12 protein-coding genes and 1 pseudogene are annotated in these 13216 nt (G+C 62.6%); 8 read left to right on the forward strand and 5 right to left on the reverse strand.

The features are described from left to right. Positions 1-922 precede the first annotated feature (922 nt). Positions 923-1069, forward strand: a pseudogene (locus BB029_RS34190) (HAMP domain-containing protein); the annotation flags it as partial. A 102-nt stretch (positions 1070-1171) separates the two neighbouring features. Beyond that, on the forward strand, positions 1172-1927 hold the full coding sequence (locus tag BB029_RS34195) for a methyl-accepting chemotaxis protein (RefSeq protein ID WP_371263343.1): 756 nt from the start codon (positions 1172-1174) through the stop codon (positions 1925-1927). 174 nt (positions 1928-2101) lie between these two features. Here the strand turns inward: BB029_RS34195 and BB029_RS12385 are convergent, their stop codons facing one another. The 4 genes from BB029_RS12385 to BB029_RS12400 are packed head-to-tail and all read right to left on the reverse strand — an operon-like array spanning position 2102 to position 4699. Beyond that, on the reverse strand, positions 2102-3421 hold the full coding sequence (locus tag BB029_RS12385) for a sensor histidine kinase (RefSeq protein ID WP_065939373.1): 1320 nt from the start codon (positions 3419-3421) through the stop codon (positions 2102-2104). Continuing rightward, positions 3418-4086: a response regulator transcription factor gene (locus BB029_RS12390; protein ID WP_027603141.1), complete on the reverse strand. Its 669-nt coding sequence runs from the start codon at positions 4084-4086 to the stop codon at positions 3418-3420. Before BB029_RS12390 ends, BB029_RS12385 begins: the two co-directional genes overlap by 4 nt. After that, on the reverse strand, positions 4086-4397 hold the full coding sequence (locus BB029_RS12395; RefSeq protein ID WP_065939374.1) for a PepSY domain-containing protein: 312 nt from the start codon (positions 4395-4397) through the stop codon (positions 4086-4088). The genes BB029_RS12390 and BB029_RS12395 overlap by 1 nt, the downstream gene beginning before the upstream one ends. After that, a complete protein-coding gene (locus BB029_RS12400; RefSeq protein ID WP_065939375.1) occupies positions 4397-4699 on the reverse strand; it encodes a PepSY domain-containing protein in 303 nt (100 codons plus the stop codon). Before BB029_RS12400 ends, BB029_RS12395 begins: the two co-directional genes overlap by 1 nt. A 194-nt stretch (positions 4700-4893) precedes the next feature. Here BB029_RS12400 and BB029_RS12405 point away from each other — a divergent pair, with 194 nt between their 5' ends. From BB029_RS12405 to codA, 6 genes are all read left to right on the forward strand, one after another. Further along, a complete protein-coding gene (locus tag BB029_RS12405) occupies positions 4894-5973 on the forward strand; it encodes a hypothetical protein (protein WP_065939376.1) in 1080 nt (359 codons plus the stop codon). 76 nt (positions 5974-6049) lie between these two features. Beyond that, complete coding sequence (gene queD / locus BB029_RS12410; protein WP_003237990.1) at positions 6050-6406, forward strand: 6-carboxytetrahydropterin synthase QueD; 357 nt, start codon at positions 6050-6052, stop codon at positions 6404-6406. Positions 6407-6502: 96 nt separating this feature from the next. Next, entirely contained in the window at positions 6503-7126 is a 624-nt protein-coding gene (locus tag BB029_RS12415) for an NUDIX hydrolase (RefSeq protein ID WP_065939377.1), read from the forward strand. 190 nt (positions 7127-7316) lie between these two features. Next, entirely contained in the window at positions 7317-8579 is a 1263-nt protein-coding gene (codB, locus tag BB029_RS12420; RefSeq protein ID WP_065939378.1) for a cytosine permease, read from the forward strand. Further along, on the forward strand, positions 8576-9781 hold the full coding sequence (locus BB029_RS12425) for a PucR family transcriptional regulator ligand-binding domain-containing protein (RefSeq protein WP_065939379.1): 1206 nt from the start codon (positions 8576-8578) through the stop codon (positions 9779-9781). Before codB ends, BB029_RS12425 begins: the two co-directional genes overlap by 4 nt. A 27-nt stretch (positions 9782-9808) precedes the next feature. After that, positions 9809-11044 (forward strand): cytosine deaminase, encoded by a 1236-nt coding sequence (gene codA / locus BB029_RS12430; protein ID WP_027603134.1) that lies wholly within the window; start codon positions 9809-9811, stop codon positions 11042-11044. 9 nt (positions 11045-11053) lie between these two features. Here the strand turns inward: codA and BB029_RS12435 are convergent, their stop codons facing one another. Next, positions 11054-13204: a lipase family protein gene (locus BB029_RS12435; RefSeq protein WP_065939380.1), complete on the reverse strand. Its 2151-nt coding sequence runs from the start codon at positions 13202-13204 to the stop codon at positions 11054-11056. Positions 13205-13216 lie beyond the last annotated feature (12 nt).

Raw genomic sequence — 13216 nt, forward strand, 5'->3', positions numbered from 1 at the left:
GGACGCCTACCAATATGGGCATGGGTTTTCCCGCCAGGTCCTGTTCCTGCGTGAACAAGCCGAAAAACGCTTCCTCGACGCCTTCGACACCCGCGAAGACCTGACCCGCCAGGTCAAGGCCGCCCTGCAGGCCAACCCGGAACTGCTGGGGCTGTCCCTGGTATTCGAAGCCAATGCGCTGGATGGCAAGGATGAGTTGTTCGCCGGCCAGGCCGAACTGGGCAGCAACGACAAGGGCCGCTTCGCCCTGTACTGGTCGCAGCCGACGCCGGGCACGCTGACGTCGATGGCACTGCCGGAAAGCGACATGTCCGACACCCGCGTCGGCCCCAGCGGCGAACCGGCCAACGCCTGGTTCACCTGCCCGCGCAGCACCCTCAAGCCGTGTGTGATCGAACCGTACTTTTATGTGATCGACGGGCAAAACGTGCTGATGACCAGCATCGTGTTTCCGTTGACGGTCAATGGCAAGGTGATCGCTTCGCTGTCGGTGGACATCAACCTCAACAGCCTGCAGGCCGTGAGCCAGCAGGCCAGCCAGAAGCTGTATGACGGCCAGACCCAGGTCAGCATCCTCAGCCCCACCGGTTTGCTTGCCGGCTACAGCGCGGACGCCAGCCAGTTGAGCAAACGCCTGGATCAGGTCGATACGCAAAGCGGCGCGCAATTGATCAGCGCCCTGGCCGGCGGGACACAGACCCGCAGCCTGCGCACCGACCATCAACTCAAGGTGCTGGCGCCGTTCGCGCCGATTCCCGACGGCAAGCCATGGGGCGTGTTGCTGGATGTACCGGAAAAAGTCCTGGTGGGGCCGGCTGAAGCACTGAAGACCCAGATGGACGCCGATAATACCCGCGGCACCCTGCTGGAATTGGGCTTGGGCCTGCTGGCCGCCGTGATCGGCCTGATCCTGGTCTGGCTGATGGCCCGCAGCGTGACCCGACCGATCCTCGGCGTGGCCCATATGCTTGAAGACATCGCCAGCGGCGAAGGCGACCTGACCCGCCGCCTGGCGTATGACAAACAGGACGAACTGGGCCAGCTCGCCGGCTGGTTCAACCGTTTCCTCGATAAGCTGCAACCCATCATTGCCGAAGTCAAACGCTCGGTGCAGGACGCCCGTGGCACCGCCGACCAGTCCGCCGCGATTGCGACGCAAACCAGCGCCGGCATGGAGCAGCAGTACCGCCAGGTCGACCAGGTGGCCACCGCCTCCCACGAAATGAGCGCCACCGCCCAGGACGTGGCCCGCAGCGCCGCCCAGGCGGCCCATGCCGCGAGGGATGCCGACCAGGCTACCCGCGACGGCCTGACAGTGATCGACCGCACTACCACCAACATCGGCCAACTGGCGGCCGATATGAGCACCGCCATGGCCCAGGTCGAAGGCTTGTCCGCCAACAGTGAGAAGATCGGCTCCGTGCTCGAAGTGATTCGCGGCATCGCCGAGCAAACCAACCTGCTGGCGCTCAACGCGGCAATCGAAGCCGCCCGCGCCGGTGAGGCCGGCCGAGGGTTTGCCGTGGTCGCCGACGAGGTCCGCAACCTGGCACGGCGTACCCAGGAGTCGGTGGAGGAAACCCGCCTGGTGATCGAACAATTGCAGAGCGGCACCGAAGAGGTCGTCGGCTCCATGGGCAACAGCTATCGCCAGGCCCAGGGCAGCGTCGAACAGGTCGGCGAGGCCGTTACCGCCCTGCGCCAGATCGGCGATGCGGTCACGGTGATCAGCGACATGAACCTGCAAATCGCCAGCGCCGCCGAAGAGCAAAGCGCGGTGGCCGAAGAGATCAACCACAATGTGGCGACCATTCGCGATGTGACCGAGTCGTTGTCGGAACAGGCCAATGAGTCGGCGCGGGTGAGCCAGGCATTGAACAGCCTGGCGAATCAGCAGCAGGGGTTGATGGACCAGTTCCGCGTCTGAGGGTCGAAGACAAGTCCAATGTGGGAGGGGCTTACTGTGGTGAGGGGGCTTGTCCCCCGACGGGTTCACTGGAGATCCATTGGGGCTGCTGCGCAGCCCAGCGCGGGCGGTGCGACGATTCGACAAGCCCGCTCGCCACAGCAAGCACCCTCGCACATTTTGATCTACGGCGTGTCAGCCATGGCGTTTGGGTAATTCGATCAGCGCCTTGAGCCCGCCCAGCTCGCTCTCCTGCAACTGCAACACCCCACCCCACACCTCGACAATATCGCGCACGATCCCCAGCCCCAGGCCATGGCCGTCGATCTGTTCGTCCAGGCGTGCACCGCGGCTGAAGACCTGGTCACGCTGGGCCTCGGGAATGCCGGGACCGTCATCTTCCACCGCCAGCAGGTAAGCGTGCGGCGTCTCGCTGACGCTCACGCGCACCTCGGCATCCGCCCATTTGCAGGCGTTGTCCAGCAGGTTGCCGAGCAGCTCCAGCAAATCCTCGCGGTCCCAGGGCAATTGCAGCCCCGGCGCGACGTGGTAGCTGAGGTCCAGGTGTTCGCCATGGATCATGTTCAAGGTGGCAAGCAGGCCGGGCAGTTCTTGTTCACAGTCGAACAAGGCACCCGGCAGGGTTTCGCCGGCCAGCCGGGCGCGATTGAGTTCACGGTTGAGGCGTTGTTGCACCTGCTCCAATTGCTCGCGCAGCAGTTTGCTCAGTTCGGGGTGATCCTTGAGCGCCTCGCTCGAGGCGGCGCTCAACAGCACCGCCAGCGGGGTTTTCAGCGCATGCCCAAGGTTGCCGAGGGCATTGCGCGAACGTTTGAGACTGTCTTCGGTGTGGGCCAGCAGGTGGTTGATCTGGGCGACCAGTGGCTCCAGTTCCAGCGGCACCTGGGTGTCGAGTTGCGAGCGTTGGCCTTGTTGCAGTTGGGCGATCTGGTTACGCGCGTTTTCCAGCGGGCGCAAGGCACGACGTACGGTAACTCGCTGCAAAAACAACACCAGCAGCAGTGCCGCCAGCCCCAACACCAGGCCGATCCGACGCATCAGGCGAAAACTTTCCCGCACCGGGGTGTAGTCCTGGGCCACGCTGATGGAAATCGATTGGCCAAAGCGCTTGTAGTCCGAACGCAGGACCAGCAATTGCTGGCCTTCGGGGCCCAATTGCAGGTTGCCCTTGAGCCCGGCCTCGGGCAGTCGGGGCAATTCCTGGTCCCACAGCGAACGGGAGCGCCAGTGAGTGTCGGCAAAATCGATGCGGAAGTAATGCCCGGAAAACGGTCGCTGGTAGGCCGGCGACAGGCGCTGCTCATCCAGTTGCACACCGTTGGGCCCGCGTACCAGGGCGACCAGCAGGTTCTCGGCATCGTTGCGCAACCCGGCTTCCAGGTAGCGTTGCAAACCGGCCTCGAACAACCACAGGCTGGTTTGCGCCAGCACCACGCCGACGATCACCATCACGCTGATCAGACCCAGGCTCAGGCGGCGCTGAATCGACTTCATGCAGGGCTGGCGCCAAACCGGTAACCCTGGCCGCGCCGGGTTTCGATCACGCTACGCCCGAGTTTGCGGCGCAGGTGGTTGACGTGCACTTCCAGCACGTTGGAGTCGCGCTCGGTCTCGCCGTCGTACAGGTGCTCGGCCAGGTGGCTTTTCGAGAGGATCTGTTCGGGGTGCAGCATGAAGTAGCGCAACAGGCGAAATTCTGCGGCGGTCAGTTGGATCTCGTCGCCATCGCGCAGCACGCACTGGCGGCCTTCGTCCAGGTGCAGGCCGGCAGCCTGCAAGGTGGGTTGGTTGGCCTGCCCGTGGGAGCGGCGCAGCAGTGCCTGGATGCGCAGGTGCAGCTCTTCGGGGTGAAAGGGTTTGCTCAGGTAATCGTCGGCACCGGCTTTGAGCCCTTCGATACGCTCGGCCCAGGAATCACGGGCGGTGAGGATCAACACCGGGGTGGCCAACGCGGCGGCGCGCCATTGCGCCAGCACCTCAAGGCCGGGCAAACCGGGCAGGCCGAGGTCGAGGATGATCAGGTCGTAGGGTTCGCTGCGGCCCTGATACGCGGCGTCACGGCCGTCGGCCAGCCAGTCGACGGCATAACCCTGGCGCTGCAGGCCGGCCAGCAGTTCATCGGCCAGGGGTACGTTGTCTTCCACCAGGAGCAGGCGCATCAGTCTTCCTCATCTTTGATCAGTACACCGTTGGTGGCGTCGAGTTTGATCTCGCGCACCACGCCGTCGGTGGTCACCAGTTCCACTTCGTAGGCATATTGGCCGTGCTTTTTCTCAAGCTCGGCTTCCAGCAGGCGCGAGCCGGGATACCGCGCCATGGCCTGCTGCAACAGGTGCTCCAGAGGCAGGATCACCCCCTGCTGGCGCAGCGCCAAGGCTTCGTCCTGGTTGAGGTCGCGGGCCTGCAAGCCTGAGCAGAACACCACCAGCACCAACGCCACTCGACTGCCGGCGCGTAAATTTACCTTCATTACGTATCCTGATGATTCTTGAGAACCTGCCCGGTGAGCGCGTCCAATTCGACCTCCCATTCAATGCCGTCGGCATCTTGCAGTTCGACTTCATAGACATACTTGCCGTAAGCCTCGTCCAGGTCGGTGTCCAGCAGTGTTGAACCGGGGTGCAGGGCCTGGGCTGTGGCTTCGAGCTGGTCGAACGCGACAATTGTAACAGTGGCGGGCACGGTCAGTGGTTTGTCGGGTTCCACGGCTCCGGCGTGGGTCGCCGTGGAGGCGATGATAGCGGCGGCGACCAGAGCAGTGAGGCGTTTCATGATGAGTCTCCGTTACACGATGTTTTTCCTACACCGGCCACGGTAGCGGCTGCAACTTAACTGAAACTGAATTGCCACCATGGCAATTTCCAGCACGTGCGACAGGCTACGATGCTTATTCAGGATTCACGCGGTATCGTGAACGTTTTTCGCGAGCACGCTTGCGCCTGCACCTCGCTTCAACAGAGACCGGTATGACAGCCATCCACATCAAGTTCCCCGCCCTGACCCTCAAGGCCGGCAAACGCGCCTTTGCGCGCATTCGCGAACAGGGCCTCAAGCCTGCGGATGTCGGCATACTCCCCGGAGCGGCCGGCGGCCCCAAGGCGCTGGGGATCCAGGGCCTGGACCTGGCGCTGTTCGGCGACTGGCTGCCGCGTGCGCCACGGGAGCGGGCGCTGATCGGTGCATCGATCGGTTCCTGGCGGTTTGCCAGCGCCTGCTTGCCCGACCCGGTGCAAGGCCTGCTGGACCTCGGCCGCCTGTACAACGAACAACGCTTTGCCAAAGGCGTGACCATGGCCGAAGTCAGCCGCAGCTGCCAGCGCATGCTCGACGACCTGCTGGCCGGCCGCGATGCGCGGGTGCTGGACAACCCCGACTACCGACTGAACATCATGGTGGTCAAGAGCCACGGCCTGCTCGCCGATGACCACCGCGGGCGCCTGGGTTTGGGCCTGTCCTCGGTGATTGCCGACAACCTGCGCGGCCGTGCACGGCTGGCGCGGCATTTCGAGCGGCTGATCATCCACGACCCACGCCAGGCACCGCCGGTGCACCCGCTGAAGGATTTCCCCTCGCGCTTCCTTGCGCTGGACATGGGCAACCTGCGCCAGGCGCTGCTGGCGTCCGGATCGATCCCCATGGTGATGCAAGGCGTGCGCGACCTGCCCGGAGCCGGCACCGGCACTTACCGCGACGGCGGCCTGCTGGACTACCACCTCGACCTGCCCTACCACGGCGACGACATCGTGCTGTACCCGCACTTCACCGACCGGGTCATCCCCGGCTGGTTCGACAAGGGCCTGCCATGGCGGCGCAGCAACCCGCACGGCTTGCAGGATGTGTTGCTGCTGGCGCCGTCCAAGGACTACCTGGCCCGCCTGCCCCACGGCAAACTGCCGGACCGCAGCGACTTCAAGCGCTTCATGGGCGACGACCCGAGCCGCAACAAGTACTGGCAAACCGCGATGAGCGAGAGCCGGCGACTGGGGGATGAGTTTCTGCAACTGGCCGATAACGGTGGCCTGGGCGAGCGCTTGCAGGCGCTTTGACCCAGCGGTATGCGCGGCATGGGATCAAGCTGTTAAACTCGCCGCCTGCCAGATACCTGACCGAGCTGAAAATACTGTGGAAATCTTCAAAGAGTTTACCTTCGAGTCCGCCCACCGCCTGCCCCACGTACCGGAAGGCCACAAGTGCGGGCGCCTGCATGGGCATTCGTTCAAGGTGGCGATCCACCTGAGTGGCGACCTGGATCCCCATACAGGCTGGATTCGTGACTTCTCGGAGATCAAGGCGATTTTCAAGCCGCTCTACGAACGCCTCGACCACAACTACCTCAATGACATCCCAGGCCTGGAAAACCCCACCAGCGAAGTGCTGGCCAAGTGGATCTGGACTGAACTCAAGCCGCTGCTGCCGGAGCTCAGTGCGATCCGCATCCACGAGACCTGCACCAGTGGCTGCATCTATCGCGGCGAGTAAGCCTGCGCTGTTAAAAAACCACCCTTGCGGTGGTTTTTTTGTACCTCCCGTAGCACCCTTCCACCCTTGCCCTTCTTCGCGACCGAGGAGATGTCCATGGAAACTACCTGGCTGGCCCAGGCCAAACGCTTGCAAGCCTTGGCCTCCACGGGGCTGCACTTTTGCACCGATGATTTCGAGCGCGAACGCCTGGAAGAAATCGCCGAGATTGCCCACAGCATGCTGGCACAGCTGGGCAATGTGCCCCTGGAGCGCATCACCGGGCTGGTGTCGGATTTCGCCCAGCGCTATTCGACGCCGATGATCGACGTGCGTGGCGCGGTGATCGAGGGTGAGCGGATTCTGCTGGTGCGCGAGGCCACCGACGGTTGCTGGGCGCTGCCCGGTGGTTATGCCGATATCGGGTTGTCGGCGGCGGAAAACATCATCAAGGAAATTCGCGAGGAAGCCGGACTGAATGTTACTGCGCGGGCACTGTATAGCGTCACCCACAAGGCCAAGGGGCTGTACCGGCCGGATGTGCGGGATTTCTACAAGTTGTATTTCCTGTGTGAACGGGTGGATCAACTGGCGCCAGTGGCCGGGTTCGAGACCACCGAGGTGGGCTTTTTCAGCCTGGACGACCTGCCGCCGCTGTCCCGTGGGCGCACCATCGAAAGTGATCTGGAGGCGGCGTTCGCCTTTCATCGCGGCGAGACCACGCAGACGCTGTTCGACTGATCCAATTTGTATCACTGCTGCACCGCTTTCGTGCCCGACTGGGCACAACGAACACTCCCGCCTGCGTTCCCCGCCTGTTTGGCTATAAATACTGTGCACGGTGCACAGCGGCGACCGTGCGCCTGTCACTGCCGGTGATTTGGCACGCCCGGTGCAACGGGCCTGCGTCACTCATTCAGGGAGCACGCACATGACGCAGCAAGAACCGGGCAACGATTACCCCTTAAGCGAAGTCCCCATGCATGCGCGCAAAGGCCTGGCGTCGACCGCCATGGTGCTGCTGGGCTTTACCTTTTTTACCGCGACCATGTTTGCCGGCGGCAAGCTCGGGGTGGCGTTCAGTTTCACCGAGATGCTCGGCGTGGTGGCCCTGGGTAACCTGCTGTTGGGTATCTACGCCGCAGGCCTGGGTTACATCGCGTTCAAGAGCGGGTTGAACTCGGTGTTGATGGGCCGTTTCTGCTTTGGCGAGGTGGGCAGCAAGCTCAGTGACTTGATCCTCGGGTTCACCCAGATCGGCTGGTACGCCTGGGGCACCGCCACGGCGGCCGTGGTGCTGGGCAAGTATTTCGAGCTGAGCCAGGGCAGCGTGCTGGCGTTGATGGTGCTGTTCGGCCTGGTGTTTTGCGCCACGGCCTACGTGGGCTATCGCGGGCTGGAGATTCTTTCCTACATTGCGGTGCCGGCCATGGGCCTGTTGCTGTTGCTGTCGATGTGGGTCGCCACGGTGAAAGTCGGCGGGCTGGACGGGCTGCTGGCGGTGGTGCCGACCGGCGAGCTGGATTTGTCCACGGCGATCACCCTGGTGTTCGGCACGTTTGTCAGCGGCGCCACCCAGGCCACCAACTGGACGCGGTTTTCCCGCTCGGCCAAGGTCGCGGTGCTGGCCAGCCTGATCGGGTTCTTTATCGGCAATGGTTTGATGGTGCTGATCGGCGCCTATGGCGCGATCGTCTACCAACAGCCCGACGTGGTCGAAGTGTTGCTGCTGCAAGGCTTCGCCATGGCGGCAATGGCCATGTTGCTGCTCAATATCTGGAGCACCCAGGACAACACCATCTACAACTTCGCCGTGGCCGGTTGCAACCTGCTGCGCACCAAGCGCCGCAAAACCGTGACCTTGGCGGGTGCGGTGATCGGCACCTTGCTGGCGTTGCTGGGCATGTACGACATGCTGGTGCCGTACCTGATCCTGCTGGGCACGGTGATTCCGCCGATTGGCGGGGTGATCATGGCGGACTTCTTCTACCGCTGGCGCGGCCACTACCCGCGCCTGGCGGATGCGCGCCTGCCAGCCTTCAACTGGGCCGGGCTGGTGGCGTACGCGGTGGGTACCGTGCTGGCGTTCAACTCGCCGTGGGTCGCGCCGTTGGTGGGCATCGCTGCCGCGTCGCTGACCTACGTCGCGCTCACCGCCGTGCTGCGCGTGCCTTTGGCTGATGCCCGGGCATGAGCCTGACCATTGCGGAGGTACTGGCGTTGCCGGGGCTGGAATCCATGCGCCTGCGCGCCGGGGCTGCCGCCCTGGATAACGTCGTGCGTTGGCCTTATGTGGCGGAAAACAGCGGGATCGCCGAGTGGGTGCTGGGCGGTGAATTGGTGTTCGTCACCGGCATCAACCACCCACGGGATGAGGCCAACCTCCTGCAACTGCTGGACGAAGCCTGCCAGCGCCAAGTGGCCGGGTTGGTGATCCTGACGGGAGCGGCGTATATCCAGGCGATTCCCCAGCGCTTGCTCGACGCCGCCGAAGCCGCCGGCATGCCGCTGATCGAACAGCCCTACTCGCTGAAAATGGTGCTGGTGACCCAGGCGATTGGTTCGGCGCTGATCCAGTCCGAGCAACTGGGACGCTCGCGGCACGACGTGCTGGAGCGCTTGCTGAGCGGGGATTATCAATCCCTGGATTTGCTGCTGCATCGGGCCGTGCAATTGAATATGCCACTGGCCGGGCATTGGCAGGTCGCCCAACTGCAATTGGAAGGCAGTGAGCTGCTGTTTGCCCAGGGGGACGCGGCACAGGTGGAGGCACAGCTGGCGCGACAACACGACGCTATCAGTCGGCGCTTGCGTCAATTATCGGCGGTACTGCCGGTACTGGGGCGCGCCGGACAATGGACCCTGCTGCTGCCGGCACCGGATGCCGTCACGGCCTTGGTCAACCGCCAGCAACTGGCCAACTGGCTGAACCCGCTCAACCTGCGCCTGGCGCCGCTGAAATTGTTTATCGGCCTGAGCGCCGCTGCACACCCACCCGCGCGCCTGGCCCAGGCGCAGGACGAAGCACGCCAGGCATTGGTGGCCGCACGACGCTTCAGCGAGCGTGCCGGGCTATGCGTGTATGACGAACTGGGCGTGCTCAAGCTGCTCAGCGGTGTGCGTGATCGCGCCCTGCTCGACCAGTTCCTCAATGAACGCCTGGGGCCGCTGCTGCGTCACGACCTGCACCACGGCCCCAGCCTGATGCCAACCCTGGAAGCCTGGTTTCACGAGAATGGTAACCTTGTGGCTGCCGCCCAGCGCCTGGCCTTGCACCGCAATACCCTGACACACCGTGTCCAGCGCATCGAAGCCCTGTGCGGTCTGACACTGGATAACGCTTATGACCGCCTGGACATCGGCATCGCCCTGATGATCTGGCGGCTGTCTGCCTGATTGTTTTTAGCCAAGAGGAACTTGCCCATGCACATCATCAACGCCCGCCTGCGCAACCGTGAAGGCCTGCATGATCTGCACCTGGAACACGGCCGGATCGCCAGCATCACCCCACAAACAACAGCGCCGGCAGTGGGGCCCAATGATCTGGACGCAGCCGGCAACCTGGTGATACCGCCCTTCGTCGAACCGCACATTCACCTCGATGCCACCCTCACCGCTGGCGAACCACGCTGGAACATGAGCGGCACCCTGTTCGAAGGCATCGAGTGCTGGGGCGAACGCAAGGCCACCATCACCGAGGAAGACACCAGGACACGCGCCAAAAAGACCATCCAGGCCCTCGCCGCCCACGGCATCCAGCATGTACGCACCCATGTCGATGTCACCGACCCCGACCTCACGGCGCTCAAGGCCATGCTGCAAGTGCGCGAAGAAAGCTCGCACCTGATCGACCTGCAAATCGTCGCCTTTCCCCAGGAAGGCATCGAGTCGTACCGCAACGGCCGCGAACTGATGGAAGAAGCCATTCGCCTGGGCGCCGATGTGATCGGTGGCATCCCCCACTTCGAATACACCCGCGACCAAGGCGTGAGTTCGGTGAAGTTCCTGATGGATCTGGCCGAACGCACCGGCTGCCTGGTGGATGTGCACTGCGACGAAACCGACGACCCGCACTCACGCTTCCTCGAAGTACTCGCCGAAGAAGCCCGCAGCCGCGACATGGGCGCCCGCGTCACCGCCAGCCACACCACGGCCATGGGTTCCTACGACAATGCCTACTGCGCCAAACTGTTCCGCCTGCTGGGGCACTCCGGGATCAGCTTCGTCTCTTGTCCCACCGAAAGCATCCACCTGCAGGGCCGCTTCGACAGCTTCCCGAAACGCCGCGGCGTCACCCGGGTCAACGAGCTGCTGGAGGCCGGCATGAACGTATGCTTTGGCCAGGACTCCATCGTCGATCCCTGGTACCCGCTGGGCAACGGCAACATCCTGCGCGTGCTGGAAGCCGGTTTGCACATCTGCCATATGCTCGGCTACCGTAACCTGCAAAGCGCCCTCGACCTGGTGACCGACAACAGCGCCAAGGCCATGGCCCTGGGTGACCGCTACGGCCTTGAAGCCGGGCGCCCGGCCAACCTGCTGATCCTCTCGGCCGACAGCGACTACGAGGTGATTCGCAGCCAAGGGCTGCCGCTGTACTCGATTCGCCACGGCAAGGTGTTGATGAAACGCCAGCCGGCGCAGGTGGAGTTTGTCTAAGCACCCAGGTCAGACGATCGAGTCGAGATCCAGCGGTTGCGCCCTCCCCAGCTCACTCTGCGCAGCGGGAGGGATGCTCGCGACCTGAGGCAACGCCTGGTTTTCACGATGGCGGAACCAGCGCTTGAGACTGGGTTGCAGGTTGGAGGAATGGCTATGGCTGCCGTAGACATCACGCGCTTCAAGACGACGCCAGCGCAGGGCTTGCAGGCGTTCGCGACTGGTGTGCAGGCGGTCGATCTCAGCGTTTAGCGGCTCATGGTATTCATAGACACGGTCGTTGGCCGGGCGTTGTCGAGTCAGTTCACGCCGCTTGTCTTGCAGTTGCTTGCGCATGGTCGCAAGGGCGTGGTCGAGCAGTTCAAACTCCCGTTGGGTCACCAGAGGACCGTTGCTATCCACGGCTTGTTGCCAGCGACGCAACGTCGCCCAGGCGGCGGGGATGTAGCTGGCGGTCATGAAATGCTGCTTGTATTGCACCAACTGTTTGATCAGGCCTTCGCGATCGGGCATGTCACCGCGCGTTTGCCATGCCCGGTTGCGGCCAGCTTCTTCAATGGACTCGCAGCCCGGCTTCCACAGCACGGACGAATGCGTACCGTCCGGGAGCACGATCGGCATGAAGTGCTGTTGATCGCCGTGGTGTTGGTAGGGGTTGCCGCCAATACGCACCAGGCCGGCGGCGAACAACAGGCCCCCGGCCGTGGGGGCGCTGAATAGCGTGACGGCACCGGGGATCCAGAGTTTGGCGGTGGTGTTCATCCAAGGGGCCGGGACGCTGGGGATCGGGTCGTTGTGGTTGACGATGCGGTGGTGGACCAACGTGGAAGCGCCGGCAGTGAACTCGGCATCGGCGGCGCGGGGGGCGCCGTAGGTGTAGAGGAGGATGTTGTAGTTACGCTCAGGAATACGACGTAACGCTTCTGCCAGTAACAACGCAATTGCGCCGCCCAAGCTATGACCGCAAATGACTATTCGTTGGCCTATGTGAAATTGACTGAGGTAACGCAGTACGAAGTCACGCACAGCCCGGTAAGCCTGATAGAAACCTTCGTGTGCCTTGCCGACCCCGTCGGCGAATGCAACCTGATGGGCGTTTGCATCCCGTAGTGCGTCGGCCGTGCTGAACGTTCCGCGCACTGAAATCAGGATCACCTCATCGTGATGGGTGATGAACGCCTGGGTGTCAGTGCCGTCTTTTTCGTCATCAAAGAAGTGCAAGCTTGCGGGATGTTCCTGTTTCTCGCCCAACTCCGGGCGATTTTGCAGGTACAACTCAGGGTCGAAGGGCAGGATTTCGAAGCGCCTGGAATAAGGGACATCTTCATAAAGAGGGAGAAATCGCCGGGTTTGCTCGGGATCAACTCGCCAGGCTTCACGGTATCCAGACAGTTGCTTGCCAAACAGATTCCCAACGCTGGGGTCCAGCGGGAAATGGACTTTATCAACGGGTTTCTTTGAGGGTTCCTGCCCAAAATCGCAGTAACTCAACGCGGCAAACAAAGCCAACTGATACAGGTTCAAAGCACAGAACTCATCTTCAGTGGAGAGCATCGGGCGCAGGGCTCGCAGCGGTCGAACTTCGAGAACGGTATGCTGGCTGGGGAACAGCACGATACCCGACAAGGTTGGCTGGGGCGGGCCAAAGCCCAGGTCGGCCATCATTTTTAATGCGTGGCGCTGGGGGCGGTGGGGTGTTTTTTCCACGGGGGGAAGATGGGCGATATGGCGAACCAGATCGCTTACTTCAACCTGGTAAAACCGATCTGAGCTCTGTCGTCCTGGATTGCTTTCAGTTCGCCGACCATCGACGCTTGAAAAACGGGTTTGTTCAGCTCGGACTTGAAGATCGGTGATCGGTAATGGATAGCTGTCTCGCTGCTGCAATGTTGAATAGTAGCCCCTCCCCGCCTCATATGGAGCATCTAAAACCAGCACGACAGGACCGCGACACTGCCCCTCCAACCGTGCAAACCCTTCTCCATTCAAATGGCCTTTGTACCGCTGCCCTGCACTGTCAACAACCTCATATCTAAGCCCTCCATAGGCTTTTCCATCACCCGATTCATCCACCAGACAAAAACTCAGCCAACCTCCATGCAATGCGCAAGCAGGCATACTTTCATCAAAAAAAGGGTGCTTCCATTCTTCCATCGTCATGCCTGGATATCC

It is taken from the genome of Pseudomonas sp. S3E12, assembly GCF_001702295.1.
Classification (GTDB): domain Bacteria; phylum Pseudomonadota; class Gammaproteobacteria; order Pseudomonadales; family Pseudomonadaceae; genus Aquipseudomonas; species Aquipseudomonas marginalis.